Origin of the sequence: Vibrio aestuarianus, assembly GCF_028858425.1 — a bacterium.
Lineage (GTDB): Bacteria > Pseudomonadota > Gammaproteobacteria > Enterobacterales > Vibrionaceae > Vibrio > Vibrio aestuarianus.
In genome coordinates, this window is sequence record NZ_JAKNYQ010000001.1 from 1999987 (window position 1) to 2026221 (window position 26235).

Genomic DNA, 26235 nt, shown 5'->3' on the forward strand with positions numbered 1-26235 from the left:
CTTGGAATAAGTCATCGCTACTGCTGTAAATCAACCGAAGTCAATAAACAAAAATAACAACTCCAGTTGATCCTTATTTAAGAATCTTAATGTCTGGCTGGCCAACCACTAACTCTTGAACGTGCCAATCAAGGCCGATCTTAGGCATTGTTTCAAGGAACGGGTCGGGATCAAGTTGCTCCATATTAAACACACCTTTATCGGCCCATTTACCACGGAAAAATTGTATCGCAGCCGTGATCGCTGGCACGCCTGTCGTATAAGCAATGGCTTGATGCTCTACATCGTTGTACGCCACTTTATGATCCGCATTGTTATAGATAAAAACGCTGCGTTCTTTGCCATCTTTCTTGCCTTGAACCCATGTGCCGATACATGTTAAACCCGTATACCCCGGAGCCAAAGACGTTGGATCTGGCAGCATAGCTTTTAGTACATGTAGCGGTTGTACAACCGTACCATCATGTAGAGTTAATGGTTCAGGACTCAACAAACCGATATCGCGCATACAGTTGAAGTAGTTCAAGTAACGATCACCAAAGCCCATCCAAAATTCAATGCGTTTGGCAGGAATGAATTCTTTCATTGAACGAACTTCATCGTGCGCCATTGAATAGACTTTATGTAAACCACAATTTGGAAAATCAAATTCAAGCATACGCGAGTGGCAAGGTACTTGTTTCCACTCTTCATTTTCCCAATAGAAAGAGTCACCTTGGATCTCTAACATATTGGTTTCTGGGTCAAAGTTTGTGGCGAATTTCTTGCCGTGGTCACCGGCATTCACATCCATTACATCAATGGTGTCAATTTCATCAAACAAGTGTTTTACTGCATACGCTGCAAATACACTGACAACGCCAGGATCAAAACCAGCACCTAGAATACCGGTAATTCCCGCCTGTTTGAATTTTTCACGAAATGCCCATTGTGGGTCATACGCTTCTGGCACTTGTTGGCCTTCTGAACAAAGGTCAACAGCCACAGATGTATCTAAGTAAGAGACCTTCGCTTGGTAACATGCTTCCATAATTGGCACATTTACCCAAGGAGGACCAGCGTTGATCACCAGATCAGGCTGGACTTCTTTAATTAACGCGACTAGAGAATCGACATCATCAGCATTAACGCTGCGAGCTTCCAGCTTCTTAGTCTTATCTTTAAGGTTATTTTTTCCTTTGATCGATTCAATGATCTTCTCGCACTTTTCAACAGTACGAGAAGCAAGAACAATATCACCGAGTACGTCGTTGTTTTGGGCCGCCTTATGTGCGACAACCCACCCAACGCCTCCTGCACCAATTTGTAAAACAGACATGTTTTTCTATTCCTTTCTATTTTGCTAGCTCAGTGGCTAACTGTTCGATTTTATGAAGTAGTGATTTGAAGTCTGACAATTGAAGACACGGGTTCAAAATCGTGAATTTCAAGGCAGTTTTGCCATCCACAATCGTCTCACCCAGTACCGCCACACCGCGTGTTAATGCTTCTAAACGCAACGCTTTATTTAACTCATCAAAATCCGCAGCTTGTTTGTTCACTGAACGAAATAGCACTGTCGACAGTGCTGGTTCAGCAAGCAATTCAAATGCCTCATGATGTTGAACTAAATCAGCGACTTGTAGCGTTTGTTCTAGCAGGTGATCATACATATCACCCAACGCTTTTGGCCCAACGTTTTGCATTGTCATGAATACTTTCAACGCATCAAAACGTTTGGTTGTAGCAATAGATTTATCAACCAGGTTTGGTAACTCATCATGCTCTCGGTTGAGGTAATCAGCATGGTGGAGCAAATATTTAAAGTTGCTCTTATCTTTCAGCAACAACGCACCACAACTAATGGTTTGAAAGAATAATTTATGGAAATCAACGCTCACTGAATGTGCACGCTCAACCCCTTGCAGACGAGCTTTATGACTGCTTAGAATTAAAGCACCACCATAGGCCCCGTCGACATGCATCCATAAGTCATGTTGCTCAGCAACATCAGCGATAGTCGAGAGATCATCAATTGCACCATGGTCGGTGGTACCAGCAGTACCTACGATTGCAAATGGGATTAGACCTTCAGCTTTAGCTTGCGTAATAGTCGCCTCTAACTGCGTGACATCCATCGTGCCATTTGGATTGGCATCAACGGCTAAAATGGCCTTTTCACCTAACCCCATCCAAGAAGCTGACTTTTGAACTGTAAAGTGAGATTTTTTCGAACATACAATACGTAGTTTATCTGCATATTCAGGTAAACCTAGCTTCTGGATTGAGTGACCACTCAATTTGTCTGCAATCCAGTCACGTGCGAGCATCAGCCCCATTTGGTTACTTTGCGTGCCGCCACTAGTGACAATGCCATCCGCATTTGCGCCAAGTTCATATTTCTCACACATCCAATCAATAACTTTCTGCTCAACGTAAGTTGCAGAAGAAGATTGATCCCATGAATCCATCGACTGGTTCAACGCCCCAATCATTGCTTCAGCAACAATAGATGGCATCAGTGGTGGAGTATGTAAGTGAGCGATACAATCTGGGTGTTGAACAATGATAGAGTTCTTGGCAACCAGTTCCGCCATTTCCGAAATTACGTCTTTTAAAGGCGCATTTTTGTTGTCTAAATCAACGGCATAAATCGCATCTTCAAGCTGTTTTGGATCCAAACCTGAATAAGGTGCTTTAGCCTGCTCGAACACGGCCTTCATCGCAGAGGTGGTGTGGTTCATAACCGCAGCAAATTCATCACTGCCCATCTCTCCGGTTTGGATAAAGTGCTTTTTCCAACCTTGGTTTTCTGGCTCTGGATCTTTAGAACCACCACCTGCGGCAAGAATAGCGGCTTCCAATGTACGAAGCGCAAAATCAATTTGCTCAAAAGAGATAATCAACGGCGGTAAGAAACGGATAACTGAGCCATCACGACCTCCCTTTTCAACCATCAAACCACGCTCAAGAGCAGCGCGTTGGATCGCCAGTGTTAATTGCCCATCTGACATTGGCTCGCCAAATTTATTGCGCTCACCGTTCGGCTTGTTAATTTCTAAGCCAAGCATTAGACCTTTGCCACGTACTTCAGCAATACAGTTAACACGGCTTTGGATTGCTTCAAGTCCTTGACGCAAATATTGACCAGCAGCATTAGCATGACCAACTAAGTCGTCACGGAGAATGATTTCTAATGCTTTGGCACCTGATACCATTGCCAATTGGTTACCACGGAAAGTACCTGTATGCTCACCTGGTTTCCACGTATCGATCTCTTTCTTGAAGACCAAAATCGACATAGGAAGACCACCACCAATCGCTTTCGATAGGCAAAGAATATCAGGAGAAATACCTGATTCTTCAAAAGCAAAACGGTGACCTGATTTGCCTACACCACATTGAATTTCATCAAAAATCAACAAGATGCCGTGATCATCACAAATACGACGCAACTCACGTAGCCAGAATGCAGGAGCTGGGATCACACCACCCTCACCTTGAACTGGCTCAACAATGATAGCTGCCGGCTTCATAATGCCCGCTTCATCATCATTTAATAGACGTTCGATATAACGAATGCTTGCTTTTGCCCCTTCATCACCACCTAAGCCAAATGGACAGCGTAGGTTGTATGGGAAAGGCATAAAATGCACATCTGACATTAAACCCGTGCGACGAGCTTTGGTATTGAGGTTACCCATCATGCCCATCGTACCGTTAGTCATGCCATGGTATGCACCGCGGAAAGCAAACATGGTATTGCGACCTGTGGTCTGTTTTGCCAATTTGATTGCTGCTTCCACAGCATCGGCACCAGAAGGACCACAGAATTGAATCGCTGAATTTTGCGCGAAATCTTCAGGCAAGAACGCTTTGACTTGCTTAATAAATTTATCTTTCGCTTGGGTTGTCATATCCAAAGTTTGATAAGGCAGACCTGAATCTAACTGCTCTTTCAGTGCTTGGTTAATCTCTGGGTGGTTGTAGCCAAGCGCTAACGTTCCTGCGCCAGCCAAACAATCTAAGAAAATTTGACCGCGAGTGTCTTCAACCAGTGCGCCATAGGCTTGTTTGATGGCGATTGGTAAACGACGTGGGTATGAACGAACTTCAGATTCATGCTCGATTTGATCAAGCAATATTTGGTCTGGAGTAAGATCGTAAGTCCCTTCTACAACAGGTACTTGAGCTGAAAAAATGGTTGCGATAGTGTTATCGACTTCAAAGGCTGTACTCATTTTCCTTCCCCTTGAAATGGGTAAATTTCGTCTTTTTCTTTAGTAGGATTAGTTGATAAAGAAATAAGACATAGCAATAAATCCGGATTCGCCAAATAGCGGATACGGTATTAGGTTCATCGAGGTTGATGAAAGATTACTAAATCAGATAATCAAGGTTCTGTGATGCAACTGTCTTCGAGCACAGGGCATAGAGGAAGTACAAAGCTGATTAATGTAAGCGTATTTAGTGAGTTCAATGTTGGGTTTCCCATTCACATGCAGCTCCCGCTGCAAGAGTATCCCGTCTATCAACAAAAGGACTTGCTGATACCTACCCTACGTAATGTCACAATCAGCTTGAATGGTCATTACGCGTATCCCCCAGAATCTACTGTCCGAGATTGGGGCGAAAAATATCAAAAAATAAATACGCTGGCAATAAATTTTTAATTGCTAATGGCAGAGTGAATGAATGTATTTGCTGCAAGGCTCCATGAATCAAAAAATTAGTTTTTATAAAGTAAATAGCCCTCAATTGAGGGCTATACAAGTAAAACTACGCTTTTTTCGGTAACGACAAATGAAGCAGAATATAGCCAATTATAGCCGCTGTTGTTGACCCCATTAAAATTCCGAGTCGAGCAAAGGTATCAAACTCTACATTCGCCGTGCCAAAAGCAAGTGACGAGATAAAAATAGACATAGTAAAGCCAATACCACATAACACTGATACTGCAAAAATATGCTTGAAATTAATGCCTTCAGGCAGCTTAGCTACACCCAACTTAACCGCAGCCCAGCTGAATGTGAAAATACCTAATGGTTTGCCCACTAATAGACCCAAAGCAACACCTAACGGTAACATTGAGGTCAAACTAGACAATGATACCCCTTGTAAAGATATACCTGCGTTGGCAAACGCAAAAATAGGCAAAATAACAAAAGCAACATATGGATGGAGCGCATGCTCTAAATGTTTAAGTGGAGAATGCTCACCTTTATTACCTTTCAAAGGAATAGCAAAGCCAAGTACGACACCCGCCAAAGTGGCATGAACGCCTGACTTTAAGACTGCGAACCATAGAATAAAGCCCACAATTAAATAAATGCTGATTTTCGTAACATGCTTGCTGTTGAGCATAAACAACAGGCCTGTCATTAAGAAACCAATCGTTAATGCAATCGTCGATAAGTCACCACTATAAAAAAGTGCGATGATCACAACAACGCCAAGGTCATCGATAATCGCTAATGCTAACAAGAAGACTTTTAAACTCACTGGCACACGCTTACCTAACAACGCCATAATACCTAATGCGAAGGCAATATCAGTCGCCGCAGGAATCGCCCAACCTTGGATAGCTTGAGGGTCATTAGCGTTAAACAGTACATAAATAAGCGCCGGAGCAAGCATACCTCCGACAGCAGCAATAGCTGGGAAAATAGCCGTTTCTTTTGACTTTAGCGCACCTTCAAGTAATTCGCGTTTCACTTCTAAACCAATCAGCAAGAAGAATACCGCCATTAGGCCATCATTAATCCAATGGGAAACCGACATTCCTAATACATAAGAATGTAAAACGGATTGATACACATCATTTAGCGGAGAGTTTGCCACCATCATTGCAATAGCTGCTGCAATCACTAGCAAGATACCGCCAGCAGATTCCATTTTGAAAAAGTCGCGAATCACATCACTCATGATATCGTCCTTATAGTTATATGTGTCAGGGCGTGTTGACGTTCCGAGTTTAAATTCTGTTCGAGATAAATCACCAACGCGTCCTACTAATTGATTAACAAAGAATTCGACAGAGTCTATACAATAGCAGCCATCAGTAAAAATCGCTTGTATAGATGATAAACATCGGAATTTCCGATAATAATGACTCTAAACAACGTATATTCCGTAGATAAATTGAAACCAGTAATTTTCAATCATGAACCCCGAGTAGAGCAAGAAACTCTGACCTTACTGAATCACTGTTAAGGGTAGCTGAAAAGTAAAAAGGCCAAGCGTTGCTTGACCTAAAATAACATACCTAATCGATAAGTTAACATTTAATAACCAGTAAGTTGCATAAAACCTGCGACTTCAGGATTTCCGTTAATTCGCACTGGACCTTCCCAATAAGGAATAAAAAAAGTAGACCCCATATCGCTATTCACTGCTTCTATAACCAAATGTATGTCGTATCTCGGGATCTTCACTATCCACTGTAGCGGAACACTATTAGTATCACTTGATGTCGACGTCGCAACCGGGGAAACAACGATGTCATCTTCACTTAACGTTATGATTTCCCCTGATGATTGGATCAATGTGCCAATAACATAGGGCATCTGCTGATAAGGGCGATAGCGATTGATAACCAAAGTGTTTTGACCGTCAACATTGAAAACAAACCGATCCCAATTACGATTTGGTGAAGGTAGCAAGTTATTGCCCCACTCTTTACTCAGCCAAGCAGACCCTGAAACCTTCAATGTTTGTGGCAGCCCTTCTAAAGTGAGTTTCCCCTTCACCGCCATAAATGGAGCTTGTACATTATAGGACGCAATCGGCAGTAAATTGTGTTTAGCTTGGTAACCACCTTCACCGGGTAAAATAAAACTCCCCGTGGCCGTACTTTGCAATGATAACGAAAACGTATCCGTTGTGATGTCTAATATACCAGGCAAAGGGCTAACACCTAATGAACGCCAAGACCAATTATCTATCCATAGCTTAAATGGCTTGATTTCAAAACCAGCTTGACCAATACCACCGCGGGAAATACGTTGTTCACGCCACACCTTATCTGCATTAGATACCACTACATGGGAAACATAAATCTGAGGATTTAGCCAACCTTGGGTTGTGCGATCATCACTGGCAATGCGGAAATAACTCCATTGAATACTGTATTGTTGACCCCTTTCATCAGCGACATTGGCAAAATAGTGCCACCATTCATGCTGAAATTCTGGGTGAAATTTAAAATCACGTGGAAGCACCACGGAATTATTGGGTAAAACCGGTTCAAAAATGATTTTGTCGGTCTCAAGGTTTGAGGCATTAAGCTCATCATTAACATCGTGCTGAGTCTGTCTATACTCATACCAAGAAAAAGCAGCAAAAACGCCAACAATAATTAAAACACCGATCAGAAGGATACTTAACTTAGCTCGAGTCATCATTTATAGCGCATCCCTTAGCGAACTGATTGGCGCTTTTCTTACCAGACGAATGACAGGTAAAGCGCCTGCAAACATTAGCGTGATCATTGCCCAAGCCGCTGTTGTCATATATTCATGAGGTATTAATTGAAGTTGCATTGTCCAACCTAGCGACTGTTTAATCACAATATCAACCACTAAATTTGCCAACGCAACCCCTAACGGCATGGCGATAATCAATGATATCGCACCAAAAATGCACAGCTGTAAGCTACCAATAACGATCAACTCTTTCCCCGAAACACCAAGACAGCGTAACAATGATACATGGCGCTGCCTCGATACTTCCCCAGCCAGGGTTGCAAAGAAAATTCCACACACAGCAATCAATAAAGTAATTCGACCTAAAGTATCTGCAATAGCAAAAGTTCGGTCAAACACGCGCATCGCTTGGTCATGAATATTGTTGTTGTCAAAAGTTCGGTCATCCCCCAATCTGAAAACAGATTCTAGACGCTTCTTCAAAGTGTTAGCGTTAATGTCTTCTTTGACTAGGACGCCCAAAGATACATTGCCAGTGCCAGCAAAAGCGAATAACCAGTTTTGGTGGGACAATAATACTTGGTGATACGGATTACCGTAATCATAATAAATGCCGACTACCTGCCAATGCCGACCTAATGGCGCTGACAAGTCAATGTAATCACCAGGTTTAATACCCAACTTCAGTGCCATTGACTCGCTAATCATGATGCTTTTCGAATGATGTAGATGATGCCAATAATTAGGGACACCTAATTTTACCGTCAGTGAATCAAACTCCCCCTCTGATGCCCCCGTGCTGATCGCTTGGAGCATGCCTTTATCAGTAGAAAAGTCTCTTTCCCATCGCCACCATACGGCATTGACTTCTGGCTGTACGCTTAACCAACTGCTCATTCTGGATGCAGAACTGTTCGTAGGATACACATAGATATCAGCAGCTAAACGCTGACTCAACCATTTATCGGTTGTGTCACGAAAACTACCCACCATGGTTTCAATGCCAATATTCGCCGCCATGGCGATCATAAATGCCATAGTTGCGACACCACGGTAACTCATACTCGCCGCTGCATCTGCAAAAAACCAACGCGCTTTCACCCACCCCAACGTATAAGAAAGGCTATTGAATAAAGCCCATATCAAATAAGGAGTAAATAATGCGGTGCTTAATAGCATTAATGCAATGATTGCAAAACCAGAAAGCTGAGTTTGTGGCACTTGATATACAGCGATCGCAGCCACACAAAGTGCACAACCGATCAAAGCCTGTATTCTAAACTCGGTACCAGCAAATCGAACTAGGGATAAACGAGCTGAAAGGCGAATTGGTTGTGCTTTCAACAAACGAGTTAACGGCCAAATACAGGCAGCCAAAGCACCAATTAAGGTCATGTATAAGCTGTAGCTACTCCATTGCCAATTCCAAGCAATAGATAAACCAACGTTTGCATCGTACAGCGCACCTAAGCTGGCCGAAACCGCGGGAATAAGCTGATTGGCTAATAACAGACCAAGTCCATTACCACACACCCAACTAAACAGTACCATGCCAAATAACTCAATCAGTAATGCTTGAGTTAGCTGCCAACCAGACACTCCTGCTTGACGTAACAAACCAACCAAAGGCTGCCTCTGAATGAATGATAAGGACATCGCTTGATAAAAAATGAATAAGCCAACAAGGAAAGCTAACATCCCCATCGCGCTCAAATTCAAATGAAATGCACGCGTAAGCGATTCAAGTTCACTACGAGAACTGCGCACTAACGTTAGACCATTAGGCAAATCATTTTTTAAACGTTGTAATTTTTCCGGTGGCATATCACCACAAGCAATGACTGATAGTCCTGTGCCTTTTTTAAGCATCCGCACTAAAGATAAATCTGCAATGACTCGCGTACCATTCAGCATGGATTGTTGATCGATACTAATTGGCCCTAGCTTTGAACCGTCATCTAGTAGAATAAAATCTCCGTTTTGCCAACCTTGTAGCCGCGCTAAATCTGAACTAACTAAAACCGGATATGGTGGTTGCATTAAAGACAATGTAGCAATTTCGGACAATGTTTGATCACCATCAATTGGCAACATTGCTACAGGGTCCAGACCAATCAAAGTAATATCTGAACCACTGGCTGTACTGAGGCGGTAATTTTCAAAGGGCGCACATTGCTGAAATCCATCACGTCGCAGTTGAATATAAAAGCCTTGCGGGATTTTGTTAGCAATATGTTTAGGACGGATACGATAAGGTAAAGGATTGGCGAAAAGCTTTTCACCATTCTGATAACTTTGACGGGCGTGTTGATTTATAGCGGTTACGCCAACAAGTAAAGAAACGCCAAGTGTCAAACCAAGCCAGACTAGGATGATTTGCAGAGGATAACGCCGATAATGACCCAATAGTGCCTTAACTACGGGCCATAACATGCAGTTGCCCTCCTTGCAGACGAATACATCCATCCATATGCTGTGCCACTTTTTCACTATGCGTAACCAAAAACAGCGTGCACTCTAACTGTCGGGTCAACGAATTTAGCAGGCGCATTACCGCTTCAGCATTGCGCTCATCCAAACTACCAGTGGGTTCATCTGCCAATAATATTTTTGGCTCCATATAGAGAGCACGAGCAATAGCGGCTCGCTGCTGCTGTCCACCAGACACTTCTTCTGGGTACCGGCCTAATAATGGCATCAGGTCTAACGAGGATAAAATTTGACGCAATAAGCCTTGATCTTCTTTTAACCCTTTGAGCTGACGACAAAAACGAATGTTGTCAGCAATATTCAACGTTGGTAATAAATTGAATTGTTGGAAAATATGACCGATGTTATTACGACGATAAGCGGTGCGCTTATGTTCAGAAGTTTTATGCATCGAAAATCCAGGGAACCAAATTTCACCCGAATCGACGGTATCTAAGCCTGCAATCAAGTTGAGCAAGGTACTCTTTCCTGAGCCACTTTCACCCATTAATGCCAATTGATCGCCTTGATTTAACGTTAATTCTGCTCCCTGCAATACAGGATGAAATTCATCCCCATCTACATAGCCTTTGCAAAGATTGGTCAGTTGTAACATTAAATCACTCAAAAACAGTCTAAATCGGATTGTGAATCTACACTAATTATTAAGGAGTAGGAAGTATTTTGGATACTGTGTCACAAGATGTGCACCAAATTGCAAACATCGAATGTGTTATGTCTAATTTTCAATCAAATTCCGCATCCACTTCTTGCTTTTCATTCTGTAAAGTGAGCCGCCCCACTTAACCACTTCTTCGGTTAAAAATAGCGTGTAAATCATTTCTGGTGATGCCCCAAGAACAATCGCAGCAAATGCCGCTAATGGAATGCCTATCACCCATTGCGCCACTAAATCTTGGTACAAACAAAACTTAACATCACCACCAGCACGGAGTACACCAACAATCACCGTCATCGGGATCGAACGTAATACAATGCCAGCGCTCAGGATCATGATGAATTTCTCAGACAATGCTCTCGTCTCTTCCGTTAACGCGGTAAACGAGTTGAGAATAGGGATTTGCACCACAAAGAGTAAAGCAGCGACAACAATCCCAACCAGCAAGCTGATAATCGTCAACCCTAATGCTTGAAAATAAACGGCTTCGTTGTTTTTAGCACCCAGTTGGTTACCAACTAATACCGCTGCAGCACTGGACATTCCGATCAACAAACTGAGAGAAATAGATTCGACAGGCGTCATCACTGATAAGGCAGCTAAACCTTGAACACCACTTTGTCCCATAATCGCATGGTAAACAAATAAGCCTCCCGCCCACGCAAAGAAGTTAAACGTGGTCGGTAAAGAAAGTTTGAGGAAACGAGAAATTTTGTGCCAATCAATGATGGCGCGTATATCTTCAATACCAAACGCCAACAGGTGCTTTTTGCTGTAAAGGTAGCCGTATAAACAGCCGACTTCAAGTAAGCCACTTAATAGTGTCGCAATGGCGGCCCCCTGAATCCCCATGGCTGGAATACCAAACTTACCGAAGATCAACACCCAGTTTAAAAAGATATTCGCAATGATACCAATGCCACTAAAGAAGGTACTAAGCCCTGGCTTATGCATTGAACGCAGACCAACAGCCATGCTGCTAACACATGCAACCGCGAACATACTAAACGAAGTAATAATGAGATATTGACTACCTAACGTGTTTACCATTTCTGAGTCGGTCGTTAACGCCATTATCTGGCTCGGAAACAAGAGGAACAACACAACCGTAAATGCTGCAAACAAATTCGCAACTAACCAAGTCAATGCGGTACTTTCTCTGACTCCTTTTTGATTGCCAGCCCCCCAATATTGCGCCGTTAACAGTGCCCCGCCAGTTGTGACACCAACCAACATGATGGTCGTTACAAAGGTAGCACGAGCTGCGACCCCAACAGCGGCAATTTCAGCCTCACCCAGTTGCCCTAACATTAAGACATCCACCAAGCCTCGACTCGAAAACATAATGCTTTGCAAGGTGATTGGCATCGCGATAGCCATTAAACGACGGAAAAAATCACCTCGTGTATGTAACATTATTTGCGAGAAAACGGACAACAGATCACCTCTAAGACAACACATTGATAGCAAGGAAAAAACTAAGCCGTTATTATACTTGTGTGTGCATAATCTAACCATCATATTTGAAGGGATAATCATGAAAAAAATATTAGTGCTCGGTGCGTCAGGTTATGTAGGCTCTCAATTGCTACCATTACTGCTTGAACAAAATTATCAAGTCACCGCTGCCGCCAGACATATTGATTATTTACGCTCACGTTGTGCCCCACATCCGAACTTGACCTTACAATATTTGGATTTAGCCGACAAACAGGCCACACTTTCCCTCGTTCCTCAATTTGATCTGATCTATTTCTTAGTGCACGGCATGGCTCAAGGACATGATTTCGTTGATTATGAATTGTCACTCGCGGAAAATTTCAAACAAGCTTTGCAATCAAGCCAGGTCAAACATGTGATTTATTTAAGTGCCATTCAACCGCAAACGGGGAACTCAGAACATTTGCAAGCACGAAAAATGACCGGCGAGCTATTAAGAACCAGTGAAATCCCCATCACAGAACTAAGAGCAGGTGTCATTTTAGGCCCAGGCTCGGCCGCTTTTGAGATCATGCGCGATTTCGTCTACAACTTGCCGATATTAATCGCCCCCAAATGGGTCGACTCCAAGGCGAACCCAATCGCTTTAGAGAACCTAAATCATTACCTGCTCAAATTAGCGTTAGATCACCCCACAACACACCAGTTATTTGAAGTCGGTGGGCCTGACACGCTTTCCTATCGTGAGCAGTTTCGTATCATTTGCCAAGCTACTCATCGTCCCTTTCGGCTTTGGTCCACACCATTACTCACTCCTAACATGGCATCGTACTGGTTAGCGCTCGTGACGTCGGTTCCAGCCAGTATAGGGCGCGCTTTGCTCGCAGGGCTAGAACATGATTACATTGCAAATTCACAAGATATTGAAGCCCGCTATCCACAAAAGATGCACGCATATCGTGACGTTGTCACAAAAATCATCGACAATGAAGGTACTTTTGCCCGCACTCAAGTATGGGGCTTTGACCCTAGTGCACTTAAACGTTGGCAACCCGGTTTTGGTTATTACCCCAAAAGTGCTGGCGCAACGATTGAAACAACGGCAACAACTGAGCAACTTTGGGCGGTAATCCGCACCATAGGCAGCCATAGCGAAGGGTATTTTTTTGCCAATATTTTATGGCGAACAAGAGAATGGTTAGATCTATTTTTTGGTGGAGGCAAACCCGTACGTCGCTCCCCTACGGGGCCTGAACTGCAAGTCGGTGATTTTATTGACTCTTGGAAGGTGATCCGCTGCCAACCTAAACAGTTTCTATCACTTTTATTTGGTATGAAAGGACCAGGACTGGGCCGATTGGAATTCACTATAAAAGATTTAGGTGAAACACGAGAATTGAACGTCACCGCATGGTGGCATCCACAAGGCTTTTTAGGATTACTTTATTGGTTTGCCATGATGCCAGCACATCTTTTTATTTTTAATGGCATGGTTAAAGCTATCGTTCACAAAGCACAAGGGAAATAAAAACGCCCGCAAATACAAAAAAGAGCTAGGTAAACTAGCTCTTTTAAATCGTAAATTTAAGCTTTAAATCCTAAAGGGATCTCGGCGACTTGAGGCCCTTGATTGTTAGGATACACCAAATATTCACCATGATATTTTACATTCGATTTATAATCAGTGCGCTTATAAAGCATAAAACCGGCTTGAAAAGCCTTTTCAACAAAGTCAGCATGATGCCCACGCACAAACCAATTCATTGGTTTAACCATCAACTCACCGTCAAAGCAGTTATCACATTGGTCACCGCACAACGCAAATGAATTTTGGCCGTCAGTAAAAATCTGCACTTTTCCAACATTCACTAATGGGTCACAGTTATTGACATCCCAACCTTCCGCTTCCATAAAATCTAGGAAAGCTTCGATTCGTTTATCGGTAATTTTATTATCAAAATCACCATTGAAGAAATGCGCATAGAACGCAGAAATTCGCTTAAACGTAAACAACAGTTCCGATTGGTTGCCCTTTGAACGCCCAGCTTTTTGCCAACGATTTAAGTCATCCACAACACAACGTTCAAAACGCTGCGCTTTAAGCGCCTTACTCACCCAGTGAACCAAAAAGTGGTTATTAGCTAAAGGGGCATAGGCTAACTTACCTGCTTGGTGTTCTGCCTGCAACTCTTCAAGAGCCGTGTTAACCACACGTTGAATTTCAATGTAATACTCTGACATTACGCCTTTTTTCCTAATGTCCAATAAAATAGAGATGATAATAACGCACACGCTGCCATGACTAAAATCATTGGCCATGCAGCATCACTTGGCATCATAGCAACCACCGCACCTACGACCGAACCTGTACCAAAACGCAACGTCCCCGCCAATGAAGAAGCTGTACCTGCCATTTTGGGGTAGCCGCTAAGTAACAGCCCCATCGAGTTACTACCAATAGTGGAGAGTGTACCAATAAACAGCACCACAAATGGCACAATGCCCCATAAGCCTAGATCCAAAGCCCAGCCTGCAAACAAGCCAACACCAGCGCACAATTGCACAAACAAGCCAAAGCGAAGCATCGCATGTGAACCAACTTTTTTTACAATGCGCCCATTTAGAGTGGTCATCAAAATCATCGCCACAATATTGAGGCCAAATAAGTAGCCAAACTGCTCTGGGTTAACACCGTAAATATCAATATAAACAAATGAACCCGCGGTCAAAAAAGCAAACATTCCAGCAAAAGAAAAAGCACCAGAAAATATCAACCCCATCGCCACTCGGTTACGACACAGTTGCACATAGTTACGGATGGTGCTTTTAAAACGCAATGGCTGACGGTCTTCAACACGGAGCGTTTCGGGGATTTTCCAAAAAACCAACACAATCACAACTGCGGCAAAAATCGCTAAAACCCAAAAAATAGAACGCCAACCAAACCAAATAGCAAGGTGCCCACCGACCATCGGTGCCACTAAGGGGGCAACCGTCATTACTAATGTGACAAAAGACATCGCGCGCGCGAAATCTTCTCTATCAAACATATCGCGAACTACAGCTTGAATCACCACAGCCGCAGCCGCACCAGCAAAACCTTGAGCAGCACGCACATAAGTCAATGCTTCAATACCATGACTTGTTGCACTTACCGCAGCCGCAAGACCAAAAAATGCAACACCAATGAGTATGACAGGACGACGTCCAAAACTATCGGCTAATGGTCCATGCAAAAGCTGACCAATCGCAAAACCTGCGGTGTAAGCTGTTAAGGTAATTTGTACCGCTCCCGCGCTCACACCCAAGTCTTTTGCTATAGTCGGCATGGCGGGTAAATACATATCAATCGCTAACGGTGTCAACGCACCAATAGCCCCTAAAACAAGAAAGAGTACAAAACTGATGTGGGCTGTATGGTTAGCCTGAGAAGGTTGAGATGAAGTCATGGTTCTCCAAAAATTGAAAATTCGTTGATAGAAAATACACAGCAAGTAACGAAGATTGCTGTGATCTCTAAATCTTTTACATAGCAGAAAACTAAAAGTGGGCGTTTAAATACGTAAGTGAGTTATGGTCGATTAATCGGCAGAAAAAAACCAGTTCTGATTAGGAAACAAACTATTTCCTAATCCCCCTCATTTACCTACGTTAGAGCACTCATCAATACGCAACTTAGTATAGCAAACCACTATTTCCAAATAGACGCGACTTCGGCTTCGGTGAGATATCGGTATTCACCAGGCTCTAGCGTTTCATCAAGTTCAATGAGCCCAATACGCTCGCGGTGCAATGCCACCACTTTATTACCCAATGCCGCAAACATGCGCTTCACTTGGTGGTATTTACCTTCATGAATAGTTAGCAAACATTGGTTGTCGTCAACAATTTCAAGCTGTGCAGGCAAGGTCAATTCGCGTTCATTACGTAGCTCAATGCCAGTTAAAAACTGTTCAATATAAGTCGGTTGAATAGGATCAGCAAGCCACACACGGTATGTCTTGTCGCATTTATGTTTCGGCGAGGTAATACGGTGTGACCACTGCCCGTCATCAGTAATTAACACTAATCCGGTGGTATCCACATCTAAGCGCCCAGCAAAATGTAAATCTTGCATTTTGATTTCATCAAGCAACACAAAAGCGGTATGGTTGAAGCCATCTTCATGCGAGCAAACGTAACCTTCTGGCTTATAAAGCATGATATACCGTGGACCTTGCGGCTTAATTTCTCGCCCTTGCCATTCCACTTCACAGCTTTCAGTGACTTTGTATGAACCACTTTTCGGGGTCACACCATTCACTGTAACATCGCCACTTTTAATGATTTGGGTAGCTTCTTTACGTGTTGCACCCAATGCATCACACAAAAATTTATCTAAACGCATGATTACCTCATCTAAATCAAGTCGGGTATTATACTCAGCGAAAATGAAATAGTTGATCTATTTCACTGTTTTTATTGTGGCTCACTCAGAGAACAAACGTTTTATGTATACGCTTCGCCCTTATCAATCCGACTCAGTAAAAGCCGTCATCCATTATTTTAGGAAGCATTCAACCCCTGCGGTCATTGTGTTACCAACCGGCGCTGGTAAAAGCTTAGTCATTGCAGAGCTAGCCAGACTCGCCAAAGGTCGCGTGTTGGTGCTAGCACATGTCAAAGAGTTGGTTGAGCAAAACCATGCCAAATATGAAGGTTATGGCTTGCATGGTGGCATTTTCTCAGCAGGCCTTGGTCGTAAAGAAACCGAGCAGCAAGTGGTGTTTGCATCCGTTCAATCAGTGGTTCGAAATTTAGACGCTTTCAAAAATCAGTTTTCATTGTTGGTGATTGATGAATGTCATCGCGTGCCAGACGAGAAAAATAGTAGTTATCAAAAAGTTATTTCACATTTAACACAGCTTAACCCTGGCATCAAAGTATTAGGGTTAACCGCTACTCCATATCGCTTAGGAATGGGTTGGATTTATCAATACCATACTCGAGGCCAAGTTCGCAGCGAGGAGCCTCGCTTCTTCCGTGACTGTATTTTTGAACTGCCGATTCGTTATCTATTGGACGAGGAATTTCTTACACCAGCACGCATGATTGATGCGCCTGTGTTGAACTATGATTTTTCGCAACTAAAGCCAGCAAATACAGGCCGCTATAAAGAAGCGGAATTAGATATGGTGATCGAACAATCAAAACGTGCCACACCACAGATCGTTGATCAAATCATTCACCTCGCACAGCAAAAACAAGGTGTCATGGTTTTTGCGGCAACCGTTCGCCATGCTCAAGAAATCGTTCAACTGCTACCAAATGAACAAACCGCCATCGTCATCGGTGACACCCCAACGCCAGAGCGTGACGCCATTATTCAACAATTCAAACAACGACACATTAAATTCTTGGTCAATGTTTCCGTTCTCACCACAGGGTTTGATGCACCACACGTTGACTTGATTGCCATTTTACGCCCCACTGAATCCATCAGCCTTTATCAGCAAATTGTTGGGCGAGGTTTACGTCTCTCTCCCGGAAAAACGGAATGTCTGGTATTAGATTACGCTGGTAATAGCTATGACCTTTATCAACCTGAAGTTGGCGAACCAAAGCCGGACCCCAATAGTGAAATCATCACTATTCCTTGCCCTGCTTGCGGTTTCAATAATAACTTTTGGGGTAAACTGGACGCTGCTGGTTTTTTGATTGAGCATTATGGACGACGCTGCCAAGGTTACTTTACTGATGAAGAAACCAACGAACGAGAACATTGTGGTTATCGTTTTAGAGCCAAATACTGTAGTGAATGTGGTGCAGATAATGATATTGCCGCGCGAATCTGTCACGAGTGTGATGCCACATTAGTCGATCCTGATAAAAAACTGAAAGAAGCACTCAACCTAAAGGACGCGCTCGTTTTCGAATGTCTAGAAATGGATCTTAATGTGTATAAAAACGACGCGGGTAAATCACAATTGAAAGTCACTTACCGTGGAGACAACCAAGCGCAAGTCCATGAGTTTTGGTCACTAACCACCAAAAAGCAAAAACAGACCTTTCTCGAACAATTTGTGCGACCACACCTTGCGGATCGTCATCGGCCCTTTGAAGCCGCATCCCCCTCAAAGGTAGTGGCGCATCAGCACCGATTTCGTCCCCCACAGTTTGTGATTGCCAGAAAAGTCGGACGTTTTTGGAAAATGCGTGACAAAATCTTTGAAGATGAATTACAAAATCGCTGATTCAGATTCTATTCATATTGCGTTATTTATATTTAGGTCTCCTTGTTTGAAGGGCTCACAACATGCACATTAAACCGATGAAAGTCATAACGAGCTTATTGCTATTCTCATCGTTATCACCGCCTGTATTTGCGAGCGATAATGATGTTAACCATTTGGTTCAAGACACATACAAAGCCGGTACAAAAGTAGACATCGATGAAGATCAAGATGCAGTCTATGCAGCGGTTCAAAATGGTCTAATTCGCCCCTTTTCTGAACTTTACGCCACTATTGATAAAGAACTGAATGGCCGCGTTATTAAAGTCGAATTAGATGAAGATGATGACGAATGGATATATGAGTTGAAGCTGGTACACGACAATAATGTTATTCGCGTAGAATACAATGCCACTACACTCGAATTAATGGAAATTCGTGGTCGAAATATACGTGGCATTATCAAAAAATAGAGAACAAAAATGAAAATACTGGTGGTTGAAGACGACGCTCGTCTTGGTGAACAGATCATAGAATCCCTTGAACAAACGGGATGGGTACCTGAGTTATCGCAAGATGGTATTGATGCTCTTTATCGTGCCACCTCTGAAGAGTGGGACGTTATTGTCCTCGATCTAGGTTTACCCAAAATCGATGGTTTGACTGTCTTGAAAGGCATTCGAGATGAAAACATCAATACTCCAATTGTGATCCTCAGTGCGCGCGACACATTAACCCAACGAGTTGAGGGTTTAAATGCAGGTGCTGATGACTACCTAACCAAACCGTTTGAGATGGTCGAATTGACCGCTCGCATACGCGCACAGCTGCGCCGAGCATCGGGTAACGCTTCACCTATCATGCAAATCGGAGATTTAAGTCTCGATACCCGCAGTTCCAAAGTGATGTGGCAAGGACAAGCAGTCAGCCTGACCGCCTTAGAATACAAAGTGGTTGCCTATTTCATGCACAACCAAGACAAAGTCATCTCACGCACCGAACTGGTTGAACATATCTACAAACAAGACTTTGATCGTGACTCAAATACGATTGAAGTGTTCATTGGGCGTATTCGTAAGAAAATCAATAACAACATCATCAAAACGGTAAGAGGCCTGGGGTACCAGCTGAATGCCAAATAAAAACGTGACATTCAAACGCCTCAGCTTAAAGAGTCGCTTATTATTCGCTGCAACTTTTTGGCTTAGTGCGATGATATTAGCTGCTGGCATTGGTATTCCAACTCTGGTCAAAGACTATTTGATAGATGATGTGCGCAGTCAACTTAGCTTAGCGATGGACGAAATCACCGCCAACTTAGAGGCCGATAACAGAGGCAACCTAGTCCTTTCGACTCGCCTCTCCGATCCTCGTTTTAACCAACCATACAGTGGTTTGTACTGGACGGCATCAGTAGACGGTCAATCGATCCGCTCTCGTTCGCTGTGGGATAAGCGTTTAATTCTAGAGAAACATGGATTAAAAAATATCGTTAAGGGCGCAAAAGACGAAAAGCTTACCGCGATTGAACGCACCGTTTACTTACCGGATTTTTCTGGCCCGATTACCATCACGATTGGATTAGATGAAGCGCCATTGCAAGAAACTCTCAATAGTGTCATTAGCCAACTTTGGATGATTTTAGGTTTGCTATTTAGTGGAGTGTTACTGTTAATTGGTGCTCAGGTAAGCTGGTCTCTTCGTCCATTAAACAAAATGCAGCGTGAACTCGCCGTATTGCGCAAAGGTGAAAAATCAGCACTCAGTGACGAATATCCAAAGGAAGTTTTTCCATTAGTTAATGACTTAAATGCGCTACTCTTCCACTATCAAGAACTTTTGCAACGCGCACGACAGCATGCCGGCAATTTATCGCATGCATTAAAAACACCAATTTCAGTCCTCAGAAACGAAATTGATCACCTAGAGCCCTCTCAACAAGAAAAACTGCGTACACCCGTTGAGCAATTACAAAAACAGATCGACTACCACTTAGGACGAGCTCGCATGGCAGGGTCGACCAATATTCTGGCAGTCAAAGCGAACCCTTGTGAACGTGTTGACGCAATTTCTATGGCGTTTGATAAGGTCTATGCAGAACGAGACATTGTACTTGTCAACGAGCTCGATTCTGAGCTTGATGTGGCGGTTGACCCCACAGACCTCGATGAAATGCTCGGTAACCTACTCGAAAACAGCTATAAATGGGCACGTTCGTTAGTACGTGTCCATTCAAAAGTGGCCCAAAAAGGTTGGGTTGATATTTATATAGAAGACGATGGACCAGGTATAGCGGAACAAGATTTATCCAAGGCAGTGCAAAGAGGTATTAGGCTCGATGAGACGACAGCTGGCACTGGGCTTGGCTTAAATATCGTCAGTGAAATGGCACACAGTTACCGTGGCGCGCTGACTTTATCGCGCAGTCCGATGGGAGGTTTACAAGCAATGTTAACCTTACGTACAGTCTAGGGCTGATTGAACCGCATTTTTTATTGCTCAAACAGCGATAGAATGCTAGTATCCGCGCTCGTTTTGGTTGTAATCATTGATCAACAACCAGAGCTATACCATATCAGCAAGGTCGCATTGCCGATATGAAGTTTATTTTTACTAATTTGAGTGTAAAAACTATGAAATTCGAAGCAGTATTACGTACTGAACTAGGTAAAGGTGCGAGCCGCCGCCTACGTCACGCTGGTAAATTCCCAGCAGTTGTTTACGGTGGTGAAGCAGCACCTGTTGCTATCGCACTGGATCACGCTCTAGTGATCAACCAAATGGACAAACCTGAATTCTACGAAGCAATTACTCTAGTAATTGATGGCGCAGAAGTTAAGGTTAAGCCACAAGATGTTCAACGTCACGCGTTCAAGCCAAAAGTTGAGCACATGGACTTCATCCGTATCTAATTTCCTACCAAGGAATTAGTTTGGATTAAATCCAACCTTTTGCATAAAGACTATCGGCCTTACCATCCGAAAAATCTAAAAATTCGAAACCCCGATGCTACCAACATCGGGGTTTCACCGTTTTTGAGCCCTCAAAAACGCTCTCAATTCTCTTCAACTTACTGAAACATCGCCACTTTACCCAACTCCACAATAACCACATAATTTTTGGGTGGATTAAGTGTGGACGAATAGTGGACTTATACAGTAGTTTCTCTCTCAACTATCTTAGACCCATTTTTACCACGACTCAAATCATAGCCCCACTCTCCCTACTTTATTCGTTAACTCTAGAACATGTATGAGAGTACCTCCAAGAGCCTCTAAACGGTTTCCGAGTAAATCCCACATCAGTGATATACTTTCGGTTAAACCGCTTACTGGTGAGGCTACAGAAATGGATAACAAGACTTTTACCGAGCAAGAGCTACTCGAAGGATTAGACGCTCATACTGCGCATGCAGATGAGTTGGCGGAGTTGGTTAAGGCAGAGATGGGGTTAGATGAAGTCTAAGAAGATTGCAGCCACGAATAAAGTGATCATTCGCAGCTGCTTATCTTTAAATTGACCTAAGGGACTAACTCATTTTTGGACAAAACCTTGCTAGCGGCTCTACTAAATTAACCTGAACTCGGGATAAAAATAGGCAGGAACTAAAAGCTGGTTCTGCGATCAGATCTTTCGACTAAAAAGGAAATCATCGCAAAGGAACCAGCTATGAAAAAGTTAACTGACCTATTCTGCCATGTCGACGACTTTTGTAAGGCTTTTCTACCTCAGTGGCAAAAACTTCAGCTTGAAAGTGGCGAACGAAAACGCAACCGCAAAGGTCGTATGTCTGAAAGCGAAATAATGACCATCGTTATTGCTTTCCATATGTCGCACCAGCGTGACTTTAAGAATTACTATCTTGGTATTATTCACCGATACTACAAAAATGAGTTCCCGACGTTGCTTAGCTATACCCGTTTTCTGGAAGTTATGCCGTCAGTTCTTATCCCGCTAAGTTCTTTTTTTACTCACGTGAAAGGTGAGCCTACTGGTATTGAGTTTATTGATTCTACAAGTATTAAAGTCTGCCATAACCTACGCATACCAAGACACAAGGTATTGAAACCGAAGGTATTAGCGGCTTGGGACAGAGCAATGTTGTCTAAGCGGTTCATCATTGAAACCATCAACGACCAACTAAAGAATATTTCTCAGATAGAGCATTCTAGACACAGGAGTCTGCATGGATTCATGTTGAACTTACTTGGTGGGTTAATTGCGTACTGCCTAAAACCAGAAAAGCCATCGTTGAACATAACAACCACTGAAAAATCAGGATTGATGGCGATGGCTTAAACCGATCTCAGGTTAAATTAGGAGGTAATGAATAACTACAAGTATGTAGAGTCTAAGTCACTTAGCAAAGTGTGCTGCTTACCTGGTGCAGATCGGTGCTTGCCAAACTAGCATAAACAATTTACTTAAAAAATAGCTTCCGGCTTGTTCAACACTCGAGATTTAGTGGTGGCTATTCATTTATACAAATTGAATAGCCACCACATCACAGACGCTAGTGAGCCTTCTTTTATATTGCTCTTCATACTCTACAGACGACAGTTGATTATTGGAACCATGCCTTCGATTTACGTTGTAGAACATTTCGATATGCTCGAAAAAGCTTTCAACGGCAGCATTGTAGACAATTGAATCCTAGAACTTGCCCATCAATTTGTACATTCATAGGTTCTTATATTGAATCAACTATTCACTGATGCCACGGATTTTCGCATTGCGGCGGCGTAACACCTCTAAAGTCAGTAAAAGCGCAACCGACATCAAGATAAGTAAGCTTGCCACGGCCAAAATTGTGGGGCTAATCTGTTCTCGGATACCCGACCACATTTGACGAGGAACAGTACGTTGCTCAACTCCGGTGATAAATAACGCCACCACCACCTCATCAAATGACGTTCCAAACGCGAACAATCCGCCAGAGATCATTCCAGGACGGATAAGTGGGAACGTTACACGTCTGAAGGTATAGATAGGATTGGCACCAAGGCTATATGCCGCACGTACCAAACTGTGGTCGAAACCACTCAACGTCGCCGTCACGGTGATGACCACAAACGGTGTACCCAATGCTGCATGCGCGAGCACAATTCCTATAAAGGTCTGAGACAAATCCAATCGGGTGTAAAAGAAATACATTGCAGCTGCAGAGATTATCACTGGAACAATCATCGGCGAAATCAAAAAGGCCATGATCGCACTGCGAAACGGCACATTATTCGCCGCTAAACCAATGGCGGCTAACGTTCCTAACGTTGTCGCGACTACGGTGGCACTTAGCGCAATCAAGGTACTATTTTTAAGCGCCATCATCCATTGATGATTCTCTATCATCTCAACATACCAGCGCATTGAATACGCCTCGGGGTCAAGGTTCAGCATTCCTTGTGTGAAAGTGAAGTAAGGTGTTGCATTAAAAGAAAGAGGAACGATGATCAAAATGGGTGCAATTAAAAACAGAAACACTAACGTGCAAAATCCAATGTAGCCATAATACGCGACATGCTCACGTTTATTGCAGTAACTCGGTAAAGACATTTCGTTATCCTCCAACCTTAATATTGTTGATGCCGACAATACGGTTAAACACGTAAAACAACAGAGTGACTACTCCGAGTAACAAGCAACCAAGCGCCGCAGCCATTCCCCAGTTAAGCGACGTTTGCATATGGTAGGCAATCATGTTGGAAATCATCTGTCCACTTCTTCCCCCCACTAAGGCGGGTGTGATGTAGAAGCCAATCGAAAGAATAAAAGTCAACAATGCACCTGCGCCAACACCAGGTACGGTAAGCGGCATGTAGACTCGAATAAAGGCGGTAGCAGGAGTTGCACCTAGAGAGCGTGCTGCTCGAAAGTAGCTTGGGCTTATGCCTTTCATAACGCTGTATAAAGGTAAAATCATAAATGGCAGCAGAATATGTACCATCGCGACAATGGTACCAAAGGTGTTGTGGATCATCGCTAAGCGTTCATCGCTCAAACCAGACCAAATCAACAGGTCATTCAACACCCCTTGATTCTGTAATAACACTATCCAAGACGTAGTACGTACCAGCAATGAAGTCCAGAATGGTAAAAGTACAACGATGAGTAGCAGGTTCGCTTTTTTGTCTGGCAAATTAGCCAAAAGGTAAGAAACTGGGTAAGCCATCACCAAGCAAATGAGAGTAATCACCAGCGACATGCCGAAGGTTTTGATAAACAAATCAACATAGACCTGACGCGTTTCTGGCTGCATGGTTATCGAGCCAGACTCATCATAACGCATATCTAATGCAGCCAGATAATAGCTTAGTGTATAAGAGGAGCTTAACGTCTTAATCGCTGACCAATATTGCGGCTTGGCCCAGCGTTTATCGAGCTTGCTTATCTCTTCTAGAGAAGTAGGGAAGACATTATCTTTATTGAGTTTTCGGCCCGTTTTCATCAATAAGCTACGCATTCCCGATACTTCAATATTTAACCTACTCGCTAACTTTGGCAATAATTTGTCTTGATGAGCCCGTTTCAGCTCAGCCATAAATGTCTGCTGAATCTCAAGCGGTGGCAAACCTTGATAATCCCACTGTTTTATATAATCAACGGTCTCAGGAAACGCTTTCGGCACGCTTTGGTTATCCACGCTACGATAAAGCATTTCGACCAATGGAAAGGCAAAGGTCACACAGATAAATGCAACGAGCGGTATAATTAACAATACTGAACGGGTTTGCTTCTTACGCTCAGCTCGTTGCAACTGTGCTTTCAATGTCACTGGCGGCTTTGTCAATTGGCGCTTTAACGACGTTACCGATTCCAAACTATCTAATTCTCTACTCATGCCACCGCTCCTAGTGGTTGAGTAATCGAGTCACAATCGAGAGCATGACAATCTACGCTATGCCAACCGACAGTATAGTCTGACCCGGGAGTAAAGCGGGTTTCGTGGCGACGTGAGTTAGTCACTTTAACGATTAACTCGCCTATTTCAGCTACATCAATAACTAACCTATGGTGATCACCATGGTAGATAAGTTCTTTCAAGGTACCGGTAACGATGTTGTTACATTGATCTCGCTTTGGAGATATTGAAATCTTTTCAGGCCGGATAGACAGCAAAGTCGCTTGATTGCGCTGATTAACCGCAACAGGTGTGGCCAGGACACTTTTGCTTCCAACTTGTACCGTACAACTCTCATTTTCGAGCAGCTCAACCACACCTTTAATTTGGTTGTTTTCGCCAATAAACTGCGCGACAAAGGCGTTACTCGGAGACTCATACAATTCTGTCGGCGAGGCCAATTGTTGAACGGATCCATTGTTAAATACGGCAATCCTATCTGACATCGTTAGTGCTTCATCTTGATCATGGGTGACGTACAAAATGGTAATCCCAAGCTTTTCATGCAGGTGTTTTATTTCCATTTGCATTTGTTCACGAAGCTGCTTATCCAATGCACCTAGAGGTTCGTCCATTAAGACCAGCTTAGGTTCAAATACTAAAGCGCGAGCCAATGCTACACGCTGCTGTTGACCGCCAGATAGCTGCTTAGGATAGCGATTCGCCACATGGTTGAGTTCGACCATATTCAACGCATCAGCCACTTTATTTTTGACCTGCTCTTCCGGCAGTTTTCTTACTTTAAGAGGAAAGGCGAGATTTTCAGCAATCGTCATATGCGGAAATAAGGCGTAGTTTTGAAACACCATGCCAATATCACGTTTGTGTGGTGCTAAATTGTTGACAGGAGTGCCATCAATGTAGATTTCTCCCCCGGTTGCGGTCTCAAATCCTGCCAGCATCATTAAACAAGTGGTTTTCCCCGACCCAGATGGACCAAGCATTGTGACAAACTCTCCCGGCTCAATGGCAAGATTAAAGTCCTTCACTACTAGCGTTTCACCATCATAAGTCTTCTGCACATGTTGGAAGCTGACGTATTCCTTTTGCAATGTCATTGATCGTCCCTTTCTATCGAATCGTAGGTTTAATCCAGATAAGTAACAGACTTAACATCATAATAAGCCGTTTACT

Annotated in this window: 21 protein-coding genes; 8 read left to right on the forward strand and 13 right to left on the reverse strand. The window is 43.2% G+C overall.

All coding sequences use genetic code 11. The features are described from left to right. Positions 1-73: 73 nt before the first annotated feature. The 7 genes from MCT08_RS09235 to MCT08_RS09265 form a co-directional block, all read right to left on the reverse strand. Positions 74-1318, reverse strand: a complete 1245-nt coding sequence (locus MCT08_RS09235; RefSeq protein ID WP_274678291.1) for a carboxynorspermidine synthase — start codon at positions 1316-1318, stop codon at positions 74-76. Between the two features lie 16 nt (positions 1319-1334). Next, a complete protein-coding gene (locus MCT08_RS09240; RefSeq protein WP_053309904.1) occupies positions 1335-4220 on the reverse strand; it encodes a pyridoxal phosphate-dependent class III aminotransferase in 2886 nt (961 codons plus the stop codon). A gap of 538 nt (positions 4221-4758) precedes the next feature. Beyond that, on the reverse strand, positions 4759-5904 hold the full coding sequence (nhaA, locus tag MCT08_RS09245) for a Na+/H+ antiporter NhaA (RefSeq protein WP_274678292.1): 1146 nt from the start codon (positions 5902-5904) through the stop codon (positions 4759-4761). Positions 5905-6263: 359 nt separating this feature from the next. Further along, positions 6264-7382 carry a lipocalin-like domain-containing protein gene (locus MCT08_RS09250; protein WP_274673451.1) on the reverse strand — a complete coding sequence of 373 codons (1119 nt, stop codon included), beginning with the start codon at positions 7380-7382 and terminating at the stop codon, positions 6264-6266. Continuing rightward, on the reverse strand, positions 7383-9836 hold the full coding sequence (locus MCT08_RS09255) for an ABC transporter permease (RefSeq protein ID WP_274678293.1): 2454 nt from the start codon (positions 9834-9836) through the stop codon (positions 7383-7385). It lies immediately after the preceding gene. After that, entirely contained in the window at positions 9817-10488 is a 672-nt protein-coding gene (locus MCT08_RS09260; protein ID WP_168524032.1) for an ABC transporter ATP-binding protein, read from the reverse strand. The genes MCT08_RS09255 and MCT08_RS09260 overlap by 20 nt, the downstream gene beginning before the upstream one ends. 123 nt (positions 10489-10611) lie before the next feature. Further along, positions 10612-11988, reverse strand: a complete 1377-nt coding sequence (locus MCT08_RS09265; RefSeq protein ID WP_274673452.1) for an MATE family efflux transporter — start codon at positions 11986-11988, stop codon at positions 10612-10614. A gap of 100 nt (positions 11989-12088) precedes the next feature. Between MCT08_RS09265 and MCT08_RS09270 the strand changes: the two genes are divergently transcribed. Continuing rightward, positions 12089-13519 (forward strand): DUF2867 domain-containing protein, encoded by a 1431-nt coding sequence (locus MCT08_RS09270; RefSeq protein WP_172532188.1) that lies wholly within the window; start codon positions 12089-12091, stop codon positions 13517-13519. A gap of 56 nt (positions 13520-13575) precedes the next feature. Here MCT08_RS09270 and MCT08_RS09275 read toward each other — a convergent pair whose 3' ends face one another. The 3 genes from MCT08_RS09275 to rsuA form a co-directional block, all read right to left on the reverse strand. Beyond that, positions 13576-14232, reverse strand: a complete 657-nt coding sequence (locus tag MCT08_RS09275; RefSeq protein ID WP_274678294.1) for a DUF2913 family protein — start codon at positions 14230-14232, stop codon at positions 13576-13578. Next, positions 14232-15440, reverse strand: a complete 1209-nt coding sequence (locus MCT08_RS09280; RefSeq protein ID WP_168522336.1) for a Bcr/CflA family multidrug efflux MFS transporter — start codon at positions 15438-15440, stop codon at positions 14232-14234. Before MCT08_RS09280 ends, MCT08_RS09275 begins: the two co-directional genes overlap by 1 nt. Positions 15441-15682: 242 nt before the next feature. Further along, a complete protein-coding gene (gene rsuA / locus MCT08_RS09285; protein WP_176246269.1) occupies positions 15683-16378 on the reverse strand; it encodes a 16S rRNA pseudouridine(516) synthase RsuA in 696 nt (231 codons plus the stop codon). 103 nt (positions 16379-16481) lie between these two features. On the opposite strand from rsuA, the gene radD reads away from it, so the two are divergent. From radD to MCT08_RS09320, 7 genes are all read left to right on the forward strand, one after another. Then, a complete protein-coding gene (radD, locus tag MCT08_RS09290; RefSeq protein WP_274678295.1) occupies positions 16482-18224 on the forward strand; it encodes a DNA repair helicase RadD in 1743 nt (580 codons plus the stop codon). A 62-nt stretch (positions 18225-18286) separates the two neighbouring features. Then, positions 18287-18676: a PepSY domain-containing protein gene (locus MCT08_RS09295; protein ID WP_274674792.1), complete on the forward strand. Its 390-nt coding sequence runs from the start codon at positions 18287-18289 to the stop codon at positions 18674-18676. Between the two features lie 9 nt (positions 18677-18685). Then, positions 18686-19345 carry a response regulator transcription factor gene (locus MCT08_RS09300; protein WP_053309916.1) on the forward strand — a complete coding sequence of 220 codons (660 nt, stop codon included), beginning with the start codon at positions 18686-18688 and terminating at the stop codon, positions 19343-19345. Then, positions 19335-20675, forward strand: a complete 1341-nt coding sequence (locus MCT08_RS09305; protein WP_274678296.1) for an ATP-binding protein — start codon at positions 19335-19337, stop codon at positions 20673-20675. The genes MCT08_RS09300 and MCT08_RS09305 overlap by 11 nt, the downstream gene beginning before the upstream one ends. 161 nt (positions 20676-20836) lie before the next feature. Continuing rightward, positions 20837-21115 (forward strand): 50S ribosomal protein L25, encoded by a 279-nt coding sequence (rplY, locus tag MCT08_RS09310; protein ID WP_168522349.1) that lies wholly within the window; start codon positions 20837-20839, stop codon positions 21113-21115. A gap of 340 nt (positions 21116-21455) precedes the next feature. Then, the gene (locus MCT08_RS09315) at positions 21456-21668 is read left to right on the forward strand and encodes a hypothetical protein (protein ID WP_274678297.1); all 213 of its coding nucleotides are present in this window, start codon (positions 21456-21458) and stop codon (positions 21666-21668) included. 204 nt (positions 21669-21872) lie between these two features. After that, positions 21873-22502, forward strand: coding sequence for a transposase (locus MCT08_RS09320; RefSeq protein WP_274678298.1), 630 nt, complete (start codon positions 21873-21875; stop codon positions 22500-22502). Between the two features lie 405 nt (positions 22503-22907). Here MCT08_RS09320 and MCT08_RS09325 read toward each other — a convergent pair whose 3' ends face one another. From MCT08_RS09325 to MCT08_RS09335, 3 genes are read right to left on the reverse strand one after another with little or no spacing between them, the layout of a single operon-like run. Then, entirely contained in the window at positions 22908-23756 is an 849-nt protein-coding gene (locus MCT08_RS09325; protein ID WP_016769023.1) for an ABC transporter permease, read from the reverse strand. 4 nt (positions 23757-23760) lie between these two features. Continuing rightward, positions 23761-25041, reverse strand: coding sequence for an ABC transporter permease (locus MCT08_RS09330; RefSeq protein ID WP_017067192.1), 1281 nt, complete (start codon positions 25039-25041; stop codon positions 23761-23763). Next, positions 25038-26159, reverse strand: coding sequence for an ABC transporter ATP-binding protein (locus MCT08_RS09335; protein WP_016769025.1), 1122 nt, complete (start codon positions 26157-26159; stop codon positions 25038-25040). Before MCT08_RS09335 ends, MCT08_RS09330 begins: the two co-directional genes overlap by 4 nt. Positions 26160-26235: the final 76 nt, after the last annotated feature.